At 40.3% G+C, this 13,734-nt stretch carries 20 protein-coding genes; 4 read left to right on the top strand and 16 right to left on the bottom strand.

The annotated features are described in order from the left end of the window. Nucleotides 1-9: 9 nt before the first annotated feature. Genes alr through SYN7502_RS03895 form a run of 3 tightly spaced genes read left to right on the top strand, consistent with a single transcriptional unit; the run spans nucleotide 10 to nucleotide 2,626 of the window. On the top strand, nucleotides 10-1,185 hold the full coding sequence (alr, locus tag SYN7502_RS03905; RefSeq protein ID WP_015167584.1) for an alanine racemase: 1,176 nt from the start codon (nucleotides 10-12) through the stop codon (nucleotides 1,183-1,185). Nucleotides 1,186-1,238: 53 nt separating this feature from the next. Beyond that, nucleotides 1,239-2,402 carry an aminotransferase class V-fold PLP-dependent enzyme gene (locus tag SYN7502_RS03900; RefSeq protein ID WP_015167583.1) on the top strand — a complete coding sequence of 388 codons (1,164 nt, stop codon included), beginning with the start codon at nucleotides 1,239-1,241 and terminating at the stop codon, nucleotides 2,400-2,402. Nucleotides 2,403-2,437: 35 nt separating this feature from the next. Further along, nucleotides 2,438-2,626, top strand: coding sequence for a PDDEXK family nuclease (locus SYN7502_RS03895; protein ID WP_015167582.1), 189 nt, complete (start codon nucleotides 2,438-2,440; stop codon nucleotides 2,624-2,626). 6 nt (nucleotides 2,627-2,632) lie between these two features. On the opposite strand, the gene SYN7502_RS03890 is transcribed toward SYN7502_RS03895, so the two are convergent. After that, nucleotides 2,633-3,496, bottom strand: a complete 864-nt coding sequence (locus tag SYN7502_RS03890) for a M48 family metallopeptidase (protein ID WP_015167581.1) — start codon at nucleotides 3,494-3,496, stop codon at nucleotides 2,633-2,635. Nucleotides 3,497-3,588: 92 nt separating this feature from the next. Further along, nucleotides 3,589-5,601 carry a potassium channel family protein gene (locus SYN7502_RS03885; RefSeq protein ID WP_015167580.1) on the bottom strand — a complete coding sequence of 671 codons (2,013 nt, stop codon included), beginning with the start codon at nucleotides 5,599-5,601 and terminating at the stop codon, nucleotides 3,589-3,591. 281 nt (nucleotides 5,602-5,882) lie between these two features. Here SYN7502_RS03885 and SYN7502_RS03880 point away from each other — a divergent pair, with 281 nt between their 5' ends. Beyond that, a complete protein-coding gene (locus tag SYN7502_RS03880) occupies nucleotides 5,883-6,638 on the top strand; it encodes a DUF928 domain-containing protein (protein WP_015167579.1) in 756 nt (251 codons plus the stop codon). A gap of 17 nt (nucleotides 6,639-6,655) precedes the next feature. Here SYN7502_RS03880 and infA read toward each other — a convergent pair whose 3' ends face one another. The 14 genes from infA to rplP form a co-directional block, all read right to left on the bottom strand. Then, nucleotides 6,656-6,904 carry a translation initiation factor IF-1 gene (gene infA / locus SYN7502_RS03875; protein WP_015167578.1) on the bottom strand — a complete coding sequence of 83 codons (249 nt, stop codon included), beginning with the start codon at nucleotides 6,902-6,904 and terminating at the stop codon, nucleotides 6,656-6,658. Nucleotides 6,905-6,941: 37 nt separating this feature from the next. After that, nucleotides 6,942-7,523, bottom strand: a complete 582-nt coding sequence (locus SYN7502_RS03870) for an adenylate kinase (protein ID WP_015167577.1) — start codon at nucleotides 7,521-7,523, stop codon at nucleotides 6,942-6,944. After that, nucleotides 7,520-8,824 (bottom strand): preprotein translocase subunit SecY, encoded by a 1,305-nt coding sequence (gene secY / locus SYN7502_RS03865; RefSeq protein ID WP_015167576.1) that lies wholly within the window; start codon nucleotides 8,822-8,824, stop codon nucleotides 7,520-7,522. The genes SYN7502_RS03870 and secY overlap by 4 nt, the downstream gene beginning before the upstream one ends. A gap of 75 nt (nucleotides 8,825-8,899) precedes the next feature. Next, a complete protein-coding gene (gene rplO, locus SYN7502_RS03860; protein WP_015167575.1) occupies nucleotides 8,900-9,343 on the bottom strand; it encodes a 50S ribosomal protein L15 in 444 nt (147 codons plus the stop codon). 19 nt (nucleotides 9,344-9,362) lie between these two features. After that, nucleotides 9,363-9,989, bottom strand: coding sequence for a 30S ribosomal protein S5 (gene rpsE, locus SYN7502_RS03855; protein ID WP_015167574.1), 627 nt, complete (start codon nucleotides 9,987-9,989; stop codon nucleotides 9,363-9,365). 80 nt (nucleotides 9,990-10,069) lie between these two features. Then, nucleotides 10,070-10,432: a 50S ribosomal protein L18 gene (rplR, locus tag SYN7502_RS03850; protein ID WP_015167573.1), complete on the bottom strand. Its 363-nt coding sequence runs from the start codon at nucleotides 10,430-10,432 to the stop codon at nucleotides 10,070-10,072. Between the two features lie 36 nt (nucleotides 10,433-10,468). Continuing rightward, nucleotides 10,469-11,008 carry a 50S ribosomal protein L6 gene (rplF, locus tag SYN7502_RS03845; protein WP_015167572.1) on the bottom strand — a complete coding sequence of 180 codons (540 nt, stop codon included), beginning with the start codon at nucleotides 11,006-11,008 and terminating at the stop codon, nucleotides 10,469-10,471. A gap of 30 nt (nucleotides 11,009-11,038) precedes the next feature. Then, nucleotides 11,039-11,440, bottom strand: coding sequence for a 30S ribosomal protein S8 (gene rpsH, locus SYN7502_RS03840; protein WP_015167571.1), 402 nt, complete (start codon nucleotides 11,438-11,440; stop codon nucleotides 11,039-11,041). Between the two features lie 9 nt (nucleotides 11,441-11,449). Then, nucleotides 11,450-12,004: a 50S ribosomal protein L5 gene (gene rplE, locus SYN7502_RS03835; RefSeq protein WP_015167570.1), complete on the bottom strand. Its 555-nt coding sequence runs from the start codon at nucleotides 12,002-12,004 to the stop codon at nucleotides 11,450-11,452. Nucleotides 12,005-12,092: 88 nt separating this feature from the next. Next, nucleotides 12,093-12,452: a 50S ribosomal protein L24 gene (gene rplX, locus SYN7502_RS03830; RefSeq protein ID WP_015167569.1), complete on the bottom strand. Its 360-nt coding sequence runs from the start codon at nucleotides 12,450-12,452 to the stop codon at nucleotides 12,093-12,095. Further along, nucleotides 12,453-12,821 (bottom strand): 50S ribosomal protein L14, encoded by a 369-nt coding sequence (gene rplN / locus SYN7502_RS03825; protein WP_015167568.1) that lies wholly within the window; start codon nucleotides 12,819-12,821, stop codon nucleotides 12,453-12,455. Nucleotides 12,822-12,846: 25 nt separating this feature from the next. Next, nucleotides 12,847-13,095 (bottom strand): 30S ribosomal protein S17, encoded by a 249-nt coding sequence (rpsQ, locus tag SYN7502_RS03820; protein ID WP_015167567.1) that lies wholly within the window; start codon nucleotides 13,093-13,095, stop codon nucleotides 12,847-12,849. After that, complete coding sequence (gene rpmC, locus SYN7502_RS03815; protein ID WP_015167566.1) at nucleotides 13,095-13,313, bottom strand: 50S ribosomal protein L29; 219 nt, start codon at nucleotides 13,311-13,313, stop codon at nucleotides 13,095-13,097. Before rpmC ends, rpsQ begins: the two co-directional genes overlap by 1 nt. A 4-nt stretch (nucleotides 13,314-13,317) precedes the next feature. Further along, nucleotides 13,318-13,731, bottom strand: a complete 414-nt coding sequence (rplP, locus tag SYN7502_RS03810; protein WP_015167565.1) for a 50S ribosomal protein L16 — start codon at nucleotides 13,729-13,731, stop codon at nucleotides 13,318-13,320. Between the last annotated feature and the right edge of the window lie 3 nt (nucleotides 13,732-13,734).

The following is a 13,734-nucleotide window of genomic DNA, read 5'->3' as shown; positions in this document are numbered from 1 at the left end:
TTTAAGCTGATGCTAAAGCAAAACTATAGAGCTTGGGTTGAGATTGATTTATCCGCAATTAGGCATAATATTCGCACCTTAAAAAGTTTATTATCTGACTCCAAAGAATTAATGGCAGTGGTTAAAGCTGATGCCTATGGACATGGAGCGATCGCTGTTAGTCAAGCCGTATTAGAAGCAGGGGCAACTTGGCTGGGGGTAGCTACAATTGTCGAGGGTGTGCAGTTACGCAATGCGGGAATTACCGCCCCAATTTTAATTTTGGGAGCAACTAATAGTCCCGATGAAATTAAAGCGATCGCCGAGAACCGATTACAACCCACGATTTGCACCATTGATCAAGCACTGTCATTTAACCAGATATTGAATGAAGCATGGGAGGAGCATTCTGTTAGTACTGTCATTAATTCTCCTGTGCTAGTTCATCTTAAAATTGATACGGGTATGTCTCGTCTGGGAACCTCTTGGCAGGAGGCAAAGGATTTTATAAAACTGGTTCACAGTTTGCCTTACCTAAAAATTCATAGTATCTATTCCCATTTGGCAACGGCGGATGAGTCTGATCAGACTATTTTGCGGCTTCAGCACCAGAGATTTAAGCAGGTAATTAGTTTACTCAAAGAGTTTAATATTCAACCCCATCTTATACACATTGCTAATACGGCGGGCATGATGACTAATTCAGATTTGCATTATGATTTAGTACGCTGTGGTCTAGGTGTATATGGGTTTTATCCTGCTCCTCATTTAAAAATACATCTAAAAACACAGTTAAAAGAATCCCTACGTCCCGCCATGCAGGTAAAGGCTCGAGTTACTCAAGTTAAAAATATTGCTGCTGGTACTGGAGTTAGCTATGGCTATTCCTTTATTGCTCCTAAGGATATGCGTATTGCCACCGTAGCGATCGGTTATGCCGATGGTGTGCCTAGGGGCTTATCTAATCAGCTTTTTGTCACTGTGGGCGATCGCTCTGAACCAGTAGCTCAAGTTGGCACCATTACGATGGATCAATGCTTAATCGATGTGACCGATGTACCTGAAGTGAAGATTGGCGATGTGGTGACGATCCTCGGAAATAGTGAAGACAATAATGCTGATCGCTGGGCAGAGATTCTCGGTACAATTTCTTGGGAAATTCTCTGTGGCTTTAAGCACCGACTACCAAGGCTCATGCGAAGATAACTGAAAAGATCACAAATATGACTTAGACAGTGACTGACACAGGAGTTTTCAAAATGACCGCCCCGCATACTTTTAACCTCGCAGCTATCCGATCGCTCTATCCCGCCCTAGCAAACAAAACCTATTTTAACTTTGGAGGACAAGGGGTCTTATCTCATCAAGTCTTAGCTAAAATTTCGGAAAACTTTGCCTATGTCGAATCCATTGGTTCTTTTTCCATCGCTGCTAATAGTTGGGTAAACCAAGAGACTAGCTTATTAAAATCGGCGATCGCCCACGAACTTAATGTAAAACCTGAAACCATTGCCCTCACTGAAAATACGACCCACGGCTGTAATATTGCCCTGTGGAGTTTTAAGTGGCAAAAAGGAGATCGGTTACTAATTTCTGATTGTGAGCATCCTAGTATTTTGGCGATCGCTAAATCTTTGCAAGCTCGGTTTGGCATTGAAGTTGACTATTTTCCATTATTTGTAAATGCCGATCAGTCCGTGGCGATCGAGACCATTCAAAAGCATCTCCAGCCGCAAACTCGCATGGTCATGTTTAGTCATATCTGCTGGAATACAGGACAAGTGTTACCTTTAGCAGAAATCATTACGGTTTGCCATGCTCAAGATGTCCTAGTAGCCATAGATGCGGCTCAGTCCGTGGGAGTTTTACCCTTAGATTTACAAGCTTTAGATGTGGATTTTTATGCCTTCACTGGTCATAAGTGGTGGAATGGAGCTTTAGGCGTGGGTGGACTTTATATTAATCCTCGCATTTTTGCTAGTTCACAGCCTACGTTTGCGGGTTGGCGCAGTTTGGTTTATGGCTCTCCTACAGTGGCATGGAGACAGGATGCTCAAAAATTTGAAGTGGCAACTTCTACCTATCCTCTCTATGGAGCTTTAAAAACAGCGATCGCCCAAGGGAATACCTTTGGAAATCAGACTGAAAGATATGCTCGTATTTGCGAACTCAGTAAATATCTATGGGAAGCTTTACAGGAAGTTCCTAACGTAGAATGTATTAAAAAGGAACCACCAAAATGTGGATTAGTTAGTTTTGCGATCGCTAATCAGTCCCATGCTCAGGTTTCTCAATATTTGGAGACAAATCATCAAATTATTATCCGCTCAATTCCCACGCCAGATTGCCTAAGGGCTTCTTTACAATATCTCAACACTATGGATGATATTAAGCTTTTGGTAGATGTTCTTAAGACTCTTTAAAATATAAAATTAAACCATTAAATACTCTTAGGTCTATGTCCGTAGCTCAATCTCCAACGGATTTAATATTAAACGTCAGTGATATGGTTCTCCATGCCGATCACTCTCAATTTGAGCGTTTGTGTCAGCTAAACCCCGATCTGCGCCTAGAGTTAACAAGTACGGGAGAATTAATTATCATGGCACCCGCAGGCTGGGAGAGTTCGGAACGTAATGTCAAATAAATTGTCCTAAAATCTCGCCGATCGCCAGCGTTTTTGATATGCAGTATTATCCAAACCTTTGTATCCCTGAAGGCTATTATCTCTAATCATTTGATTCAAAGCCACAATTCGATCTTTAACCGCAGGATGTGTATTTAAAAAATCAGGGGCATTATTAGAACTCCGTGCTAACTTTTGCATAAAATCTGGCATAGCTTGCACAGCATAATCGGCATTATTCAGGTTTTGGAGTCCACGGCGATCGGCATCAAATTCTGCTTCTCGACTATTAGGTAACCGCAAAGCCAACTCAGTGCCAATATTCACAATCTGATTGCGATCAGCACCCACAATAGACACAATCCCTTGGGTAATTGCCTGTTGCTTCACCTGTTCTAGGGCATGCCTACCCGCAATATGACCCATCTCATGGGCAATCACACTAGCCAATTGCGCTCGATTATCTGCGGCGGCAATAGTACCAGTATTTATATAGACAAAGCCCCCCATCGTGGCAAAAGCGTTTATATCAGGATCATCTACAACTTGAAATGTATAGGGAATATTGGGGCGATCGCTCTGAGGGACTAACTCCGCACCAATGCTTTTAACCAGATTATTAGCTTCCCGATTTCGACTCAAACGCACCTGAGACAAAATATTACGATTAATCTGGCTACCCAATTTAACTTCATCGGTATCGGAAATATTAGAAATCTCTACTACTTGAATTACACTAGGCACAATGCGTAATAAATCTGATAAATCCAATGAATGGGCTGAATAGGGATTGACCAAAATTGCTAACAACGTCGTAATTACTACTGCCAAAAGAAATTTACGACAACGACGCAGGGCATATACAACCAGTCGCTTAATACTTTTCATCATATTCAAGAAATAACTAGCAATCCCAAAGACTCTAAAAATAAGACTTGAAAGTTAGACTTTTAGGTTCCTGAAATACTTAAGTATTAGCACAATCAGATAATTATATATCCAGTCACCTGAGCTTTAAGCAATTCTCGTACTAACCTTTGAGCCTGTAGCTTATATAAAGCAAAATTCAGACGATTCGGTAAATTTTCCATTACTTCCCTTGCCCTAGGCATCGAACAGTTGCAAACTCGTACAATCACATTTGCGCCTTCAAATATTGCCTCTTTATTCATAGGCTTCTCAATATACACATACCAATTTGGTTCAATTAATGTGCCTACTTCAATTACTTGTAGACTTTTAATCGTAGCTAAAACCACCAAGCGATCGCTATGATTTAATCTTGTATCATCACTGGGCATGAACTTAGCTGTACTATGAGGTTCCTGATGCAATACAGGTACAACCCCGTAGCCATACTTAACTTGAGCCAAAATTAAGCCATTAAGAGTGTCACCAGTTTCCACAAAGTACTCTGTAACCAGAACCGTTTGATTATGCAGCCGGAATAAACTAATCACATTTTCTCCATAGGCTGCCGCCGCAAATGCTTCCGCAGAAATTGAGTTAGCACAGAGAACCTCAGCATAGGGTAGTAATTGGGCAAGATTTTTACTAAAACTTTGTTCAAATGTCCGAATTACTAGGCGACTTTGGGGATTTACTGCATGGGTCATCATTGCCAATTCTAAATTCAGCATTTCATCATCGGTAACAGCAACTAGGCTCTTAGCTTTAGTAAGGCTAATTTTTTCCAAAGCACTATTGATATTGCCAAATATCACTGGAATATTAGGTAAAAGCGTGGGATCAATCTCTAAATTCGTAATGGCAACTAAGGGCTGACTAAATTCCTGCAATAATTTTGCTACTTTCTGTCCCACTCTTCCCAAACCCACCAAAATCACATAGTCTGTTTCAGGTATAGGCGGACGGCGCGATAAAAACTGAAACCTTGCACTTAAAAGGCTCTCTGTCAAAAGCCCATAGAGTAAACCTAAAAGTCCAGTTCCAATTATAGTAAGAATTAACCCGAAAAATCTTAACCACTGTGGTCCAGGATCAGTACTTACAATTGCGCTGTAAATATTTCCATAGCCACTTAGGATTAATGAAATCGTAGTAAAGAAAGAGTCATGAAGGCTAATCCCAGGATAGAAGAGTCTAAACAGAATAGTCCCGACTATAGTCAATACGATAACTACTACCCCACATAACGCTGCTGCCATTCGGGTTCGACTCTCAGAAAGCCACTGCTGAAAGTTGATATAATTGGCTTGAAAATTTGTCCAGATTAAGTTGGAATCAAATTTTTGGCTTCCGTCCTGTTTTTGATTCGCCTGCGATCGCTCTAATAGATCGGAATCTGCTAACTCAATATAGGTTAAAGTATCTCCAGTCCTAATACGGGTATCTAATTCCAAGCGATTAAATAAGGTATTTGTTGTTTCTTGATCAGAGAATTGTGCGGATTTATGTATTAAAATTTGGCGATTACGGGTATTGAGTTCATAAATTATTCTTACTTCTGCCCACTTATGGCTTTGATCAATTTGCTTTTGCACAACTCTTACTAATTGGTCATCTAAGGTAAAAAAACCGACAATTTCATCACTCAAAGCAGCTAAGGCAAAAGTAGGTGCAGGTAGCTGAGTGGGTTCAAAGGCAATAAAATCACCTAAGTGCTCTTGGAGTAGATCATTTAAGTTTTGTTTACCAGATCGCACAATCAAACGAATATCAGGATTAAGCGATCGCACCGCAAAAGCCGTCTCTAGGTTAACTCTTTCATTACTAGTAACCAGCAAAATCGCCCTACACTCATAAATTCCCGCTTCCTCTAAAATTCTTGCTTGGCGACAATCACCAATAACCAATTTATCCAGCAATACTGGTAGTTCTGGAATTTCCCATGTCAATGGTTGCGCCTGCTCGATCGCCCTAACACTACCACCAAAATCACAGATTGCCTGCACACAACTTTGTCCGAGACTCCCTAGTCCACATACTATAAAAGTATTAGAAGGTTGCATAGTTTTTGGTACTTGTTCACCCATTGCCTTAGCTGTAGAACTATACTTAATTCTATAGTTTGCTTTAGGAACTATATTGCTAGCAAGATTAATAAATCATAGATATATTAATCTTGCTAGGATAAAAAAATATCACTGTAGTTAAGTGATTAAGAATTTACTCCATAGTGATTATCATCATTTAAGATCATCCAGATCAGACTTAAGATTTATACTCAGAGTCAGCAATCATCACAAGCTGGCAACCTATAGCTCCCAATTATTGTCATAGCTTACAGCCAAACTCATCTCAGTGAGATTTCCATATGAATAACCTATCAAAAACTAAACAAATCTTAGCTACTTCAGTTTTATCCGTGTTCTTGAGTCTAAGTGGAGTAGCAATTTCTGCCCCAACTCAAAAGCCCTACGGACTGGGAATCCCTATTTCTAGTGGTACTGGGGGTGCTGTTCGTTCCATTAATACGTCCCTGGTAATTCCCTTGGTTCCTGATGATGGCGGCAGAACAGCCTCAGAAAGACCCACTTTTTATTGGTATTTAGCTGATAGTGCTAATTTCCCCTATAAAACTATTTTTGAATTAAAAGACCCCACAGATCGAGATGGCAATGTTCTATTCAAAGTAGAAGGGATCGCTGAAAAAAGTGGACTGTATAAGTTAACTCTTCCCAAAAACGCACCAGCTTTAAAGCCTGATAAACTATACGTCTGGCAATTAAGAATGCGAGGCAGTACAGCAAGTAGTAATTTACAAACCGTTGGTTCAATCTTACTAAGTAGGTTAGATGGTGATATGCAGAAGGCGATCGCTAAAGCCACGACAAATATTGAAAAAGCTCAACTCTATAGTCAGTATGGATATTGGTTTGATGCTTTGAGTATATATACTAATCAACTCGAAACTGAACCGAAAAACCAAGATATTTACAAGCTCCGTTCAGAAATGATCTTACAAGTATTCACGCCCCAAGATAAAGACCCTCAACTCATGAGCAATCTTAAAAGTTTTATAGATAAAGTAAATAGTACTCCTAAAGCAGAACTTCTATCCGCCATATAGGTTGAGTGTCAGATTATCTATATACCCTTTTTAGTTCCTCCCCCTTGATTTCTTAGTCGATAGGTAATTCGACCTTTAGTTAAATCATAGGGGGTTAACTCAACTTTAACCCGATCACCAGGCAGGATTTTAATATAGTTACGACGAATCTTGCCAGAAATATGAGCCAAGACATTAAAACCATTATCTAAATCCACCCTAAACATAGCGTTAGGCAGTGACTCAGTCACAGTACCTTCCATTTCAATTGAATCTTCTTTAGACAAAAAATCTTTCTCCGAATATATGAATGAATATACTAATTTATAGTGAGCCTAGCTTATTTTGAATATCTTTGGTGACTTCACTAAGAACTGGGGTTCCATCAATAACTATAACCCTTTGACCATAAAAATCCAGTAAAGGTTTAGTTTTTGCATAGTATTCCTGAAGCCTATTTTTAATCACATCTTCCGTGTCATCAACTCTGCCATCCTGTTTAGCTCGAAGTAAGAGCCTCTCAATTAAAATGTGATCAGGTACCTCTAAATTGATCACATAATCATAAACTTGAGACATCTCTGCTAGTAACATATCAAGGGACTCAGCTTGGACAACAGTTCGAGGAAATCCGTCTAATATCCAGCCAGAACTTGTGTCAGGTTGATTAAGCCGCGATCGCATAAGTTCAATCACAGTTTCATCGGGAACGAGCTTACCAGAATCACTAAAAGCCTTAACTTTAAGTCCTAATTCAGTCTCAGCCTTAATCTCTGCTCGAAAAATATCACCTGGCGCAATTCGAGGTACTTGCCATAATGCTGCTAGTATCTCTCCTTGAGTTCCTTTCCCAGCACCAGGAGGACCCATTAAAATTACTCTAATTGGGTTGTTTAAAACACTCATTGTTTAACCATACCCTCATACTTTTGAGAAATCACATAGGTTTGAATTTGCTTGGAAGTCTCGATCGCCACACCCACCAAAATCAATAATGTCGTTGCCCCAATCCCACTAAAGGTTGCCACACCTGTCGCCCTTTCAACCGCCGTAGGAATAATTGCCACCGCACCCAAGAAGATCGCCCCCAGCAAAGTTAAACGATTCAAAACTTTAGTTAAATAAGTAGAAGTGGCAGTACCTGGACGAATTCCTGGCACGCTTGAACCCATCTTTTTCAAGTTCTGGGACATGTCCACAGGGTTAACAATTAAAGAAGAGTAAAAATAGCTAAACCCTAGAATTAGGACTAGATAGAATAAAACATATCCCCAAGTATTAGGGGCGAGAAAACTAGTCACTGAGGCAACAATCTGGTTACTAGCAAAGGTTTGCCCTATAAAAGAAGGCAGGATTAAAACCGATGAAGCAAAGATAATTGGCATAACTCCACCCTGATTCAACTTCAAGGGTAAGTAACTAGACTGCTCACGATATAGCTTTCTCCCCACCTGCCTACGGGCGGAAATAATTGGAATTCTGCGGGTACCCTCTTGGACAAAGACGATACATACAATCATTACTAAGAAGATTGATAATAAAAGGAGAACACCACCAACCCTAGAACTATCTGCCTGAGCAAGGGCGATCGTGCTGCCAAGGGATCGCGGTAACCCAGAAACAATACTCACAAATATTAGCAGAGAAGCACCATTACCAACTCCTCTTTCCGTAACCAGTTCGCCTGCCCACATTACAAACATAGAACCAGCTGTTAAAGCAACCATAGTCTCAAGGGAAAATCCAATACCTGGATTTACAACTGCACCAGTCCCCTGCACCCAAATAGATATACCAAAACTCTGCAATAATGCCCAGCCCAACGCCACATATCTTGTATATTGAGATATTTTTCTTCTTCCTGCCTCTCCTTCATTTTTCTGAAGATTTTCCAGAGTTGGCAGGGCAGTGGTCATTAACTGCATAATAATTGAGGCATTAATATAAGGAATAATTCCTAAGGCAAAAATACCCAAAGCCGACAATCCCCCTCCAGAGAAAATATCTAGAAAATTGACTACGGAGTTATTCTTAACAGCTTCAGCAAAGATCGCCCTATTAATACCCGGAAGAGGCAAAAATATCCCTAACCTTACCAAAATTAGCATACCTATAGTTACAAGCAGGCGACCTCTTAAGCCACTTGCTTGAGCCATTTGCATAAATGTTTCTTGAGCAGAAGGTGCTTTCCCTTTACTGACTACCATTATTTAGCCTACCTCTGAATATAAAACCAAGATAAAAACCAGTGTAAAAAAGTAAATTAGTTATATCTAATCATACTAAACTAAAACACAAGTTCCACCTGCGGCTTCAATCTTGGCTTTAGCACTTGCGGAAAAAGCACTGGCATGAACTGTTAAGGGAATAGATATATCCCCATTTCCTAGAACTTTTAAGTCACCGTCATTTTGAGTAATAATTCCCGATGCAATTAGCGACTCTAGGGACACCTCAGAGTTAGGAGCTAGTTGCTCAAGTTTGGCAATATTGATAAGAGTATATTCACGCTTATTAATTACCGTAAAATGCTTAAGCTTAGGAATCCGTCTATACAAAGGAATTTGACCACCTTCAAATCCTGGTCTGGTTGGTCTTCCAGATCGAGATTTTTGTCCCCGCATTCCCACACCACAACTTGCACCCTGCCCAGCAGCAATACCTCTTCCAACTCTGCGCTTACGATGCTGTGAGCCTGCTTGTGGTTTTAAATCTTCTAATTTCATAACCGTTTAAGTATGTTAATTAAGTATATAAATTTTCTAGCGTTAAATCTCTAGCCTTGGCAACTTCACTAAAAGTCCGTAATGTGGACAAAGCATTGATCGCAGCACGAGCATTATTCAATGGATTACCAGAACCTAGTTGCTTAGCAAGAATATTTTTTACCCCAGCTAGTTCTAAAACAGTCCTGACCGCACCACCAGCAATTACTCCAGTACCAGCCGAGGCAGGACGAATCATAACTTGAGCGCCACCCCCAACTCCATGACTGGGATGGGGAATCGAATTAGATTTAGTGATGGGTACTTCAATCAAGTGTTTCTTGCCATCGGCAACGCCTTTTTTAACGGCACCAATTACATCGCTGGCTTTGCCAACACCAACACCGACTTGTCCCTTTTCATTACCAACAATGACGATCGCCCTAAAGCTAAGCTTTTTACCACCTTTTACTACCTTGGTTACACGACGGATTTGCACAACACGCTCTTGCCACTCGGACTCTTTTTCCCCACGAGCATTACGATCATTGGCTTTTTTGGTTTCGCCGCGCTTACCTTTACCACGCTTATCTTCGCGTCCACCCTCTGGAGTGCCAGCATCTCTAGGACTGCTATTACGACTGTCTTTATTTTTACGTTCTGCCACTTTACTTTACCAATTTAACTAATTCAATTTACTGATTCAATTTAACTAATTACTTACTGTTTATTTACCTTCACAGGATACTAAAAAACTAGTCCCGATGCCCGTGCTGCTTCAGCCAATGCTTCTATACGTCCGTGGTAAAGATTGCCGCCACGATCAAATACAACTTGAGATATTCCTTTAGCGATCGCTCGTTGGGCAATTAACTCTCCCACCTTAGCAGAGGCTTCACAATTTGCGGTGGAACTTAGACTAGTTTTTAGCTCCGACTCTAAGGTAGATGCTGCAACAAGAGTATGTTGATTGGCATCATCAATTATCTGCACAACTATATGTTTGTTTGAGCGAAAAACTGATAAGCGAGGACGCTCTGGAGTGCCAGAAAGCTTCCGTCTTATCCGCTTATGTCTACTACGAGTAGCCTCTTTATGACTTGTTTTCATATCCTTAACGTCTCAAAATTATTATATTAATTTCACTTACTTCTTCCCAGTCTTGCCAGCTTTACGACGGACAACCTCACCTGCATAGCGGATACCTTTACCTTTATAAACTTCAGGTGGTCGGACTGAGCGAATTTGGGCAGCGACATTACCAACTACTTCTTTATTAATACCACTGACAATAACGTTGGTAGTTCCTTCGACTTTAATATCAATGCCAGAAGGAGGATTAATCTGCACTGGAATACTATAACCAACATTTAAAACTAGTGTGGTACCTTGTACCTGAGCACGATAACCCACACCTTGAATCTCTAGGCGAGTCTGAAAGCCATTAGAGACTCCCTCAATCATATTAGCCACAAGCGTACGAGATAAACCGTGTAGCTGTCTTGCTGATCTTGAATCATCACGACGATTTACCTGTAAGTTATTACCATCCTGAACTATTTCAATTTTGGGAGATAATGTGCGATGTAACTCCCCTTTAGCCCCTTTGACGGTAACATCTTGACCTGCGATCGCCACGCTAACTTTAGGGGGAATATTGATTGGGCGCTTGCCAATTCTGGACATAAGTGATACTCCTAATTCAGTAAACTAAAATTAATAAACAAAGCAGAGTATTTCTCCACCTACACCTTGCTTACGGGCTTCGCGATCAGTCATGATTCCCTTGGACGTTGACACAATGGCAATACCAATTCCTCCTAAAACCTTCGGTAAATCCTTGTGATTAGAATAAACTCGTAAACCAGGACGACTAACCCTTTTAAGCATAGTTATAATCGGCTGGCGATTTTTACCCTTATATTTTAGGGAAAGCATTAAACGTCGATCTATGCCTTCGCCAATTTCCTCAAAATCACTGATATAGCCCTCTTGTCTTAATACCTGCGCAATACTCTGAGTCATTTTAGTTGCAGGAATTGCTGTAACTTGGTTCTTAGCACTAGTTGCGTTACGAATCCTTGTAAGCATGTCGGAAATAGTATCATTAGTTGCCATCTTTACCTCCTATTGATCCTTTTGATCTCTAAAGGGCATACCCATAGCCTTAAGCAAAGCTCGCCCCTCTTCATCTGTCTTTGCTGTAGTAATAATTGAAATATCTAAACCTCTAACTTGGTCAATGCTGTCATAGCTAATTTCTGGAAAGATTAGCTGTTCGCGTATACCCAAAGTATAGTTACCTCTACCATCAAAACTTTTAGGGCTAACCCCACGAAAGTCACGAATTCGAGGTAAGGAAAAATTAATTAATCGATCTAAAAATGCGTACATCCGTTCCCGTCTTAGGGTCACCATCATACCAACAGGAACACCTTGTCTTACTTTAAAGCCAGCGATCGCCTTTTTAGCTCTTGTAACTACTGGTTTTTGACCAGCAATAGCAGCTATTTCAACTAGAGATGCTTCTAAAGACTTAGAATTTTGAGCTGCCTCCCCCAAGCCTCTATTAATAACAACTTTTTCAAACTTAGGTACTTGATGTACATTAGTATACTTAAACTGCTCTACCAACTTTGGTATAGCTTGGCTATAATAACTATCTTTAAATCGATTTGACATTGCTTTTGATGAACTAATTGAGTGGATACCCTGGTCTTGGTCAGGAAAATAAATTGAAATTTAACAGTAATTTAATCCAGAAATTTAATTAACTGAGAATTTCGTTGGTTCTTTTCAGAGTTCTGACCTTTTTGCCTGCTTCAGTGACTGTATAGCCAATGCGACTTGCTAATTTTTCCTTATCTGAATACACCATCACTTTTGAACTGTGAATCGGGAACTCTCGGGTAACGATTTCCCCTGGTTGAGACTCACCTTGAGGTTTGACATGCTTTGTTTTGAGGTTTACGCCTTCAACTAAAACAGTACTAGTCTTAGGGAAGACAGCTAGAATTTTTGCCACTTTTCCCTTATAGCTTCCAGATATAATCTGAACAGTATCACCTTTTTTAACATGCATCTTGAAAGATGTAGCGTTGCCTTGATATGTTGGTAATTTTTTAGACATTTAGAGTACCTCCGGTGCCAGAGATATAATTTTGGTAAAGTTTTTATCCCTTAGCTCTCTAGCTACGGGACCAAATACGCGAGTACCTTTAGGATTACCCTCAGCATTGATAATAACAGCAGCATTATCATCAAACCTGATGCTCATACCCGAGTCTCGTCTAATTGTATTCCTAGTGCGAACTACCACAGCTCTTACCACATCAGACTTCTTAACAGGCATATTAGGAGTTGCATCCTTGACAGTTGCTATGATTACATCTCCAACCGCAGCAAACTTACGACTTCCTCCAGCAAGGACACGGATACAAAGTAACTTCTTAGCTCCACTGTTATCCGCTACATTCAAGTAACTTTCTTGTTGAATCATGACTTTTAATCAAATAAACTTTAAATCAAGTAGATGTGGAATTGATTACATTAACCACTTGCCAACGCTTAGTACGACTGAGTGGGCGAGTTTCTTGAATACGGACTTGGTCACCTTCTTTGCAGGCATTAAGCTCATCATGGGCTTTAAACCTACGAGTTTGAACCACAATTTTTCCATATTTGCCGTGGGATGAACGATTTTCTACAGCCACAACTACTGTTTTATCCATCTTATTACTAACAACTAGTCCGACTTTCTCTTTAATAGCCATTAGTTTTGCCCTCCATTCACAGCTTGTTTACGTTGATTTTCGATAGTTAATAGTTGACTTAAACGATGCTTGGCAAAGCCAAAATCACTAGGCTTAAACGGTTGACGAGTTGCCTTTTTTAGTCTTAATTCAAATAACTCTCTTTTAATTGCCAAAATCTCAGTGGATATTTCAGCATCAGATAATTCCCGAATTTTTTCAATTTTGGGGAGTGACATTTATTTACTCCTTCTCACGTTTAATGAATCTTGTTTTTATAGGCATTTTGGCTGCAGCAAGACGTATAGCTTCTTTAGCAGTTTCTTCAGTCACTCCAGCAACTTCAAACATAATCCGTCCGGGTTTGACTACACATACCCAATATTCTGGGGCTCCCTTACCAGAACCCATACGAGTATCTGCTGGACGTTGGGTAACTGATTTATCTGGAAATATCCGAATCCAAATCTTGCCACCTCTTTTAATGTAGCGATTCATGGCTCTACGACTAGATTCAATCTGTCTAGATGTAATCCAGGCTGGTTCTAGAGCTTGCATAGCAAAGTCTCCGAAGTCAATGTTGGCACCCCTTGTTGCGGGACCAGACATTCTACCCCTTTGAGTTTTACGAAATTTAGTACGTTTAGGACTTAACATAAA

Origin of the sequence: Synechococcus sp. PCC 7502, from assembly GCF_000317085.1 — a bacterium.
Taxonomy (GTDB): Bacteria; Cyanobacteriota; Cyanobacteriia; order Pseudanabaenales; family Pseudanabaenaceae; genus PCC-7502.
The sequence above is the reverse complement of the archived record's forward strand: the minus strand, read 5'-3'. Positions and strand labels throughout refer to the sequence as shown.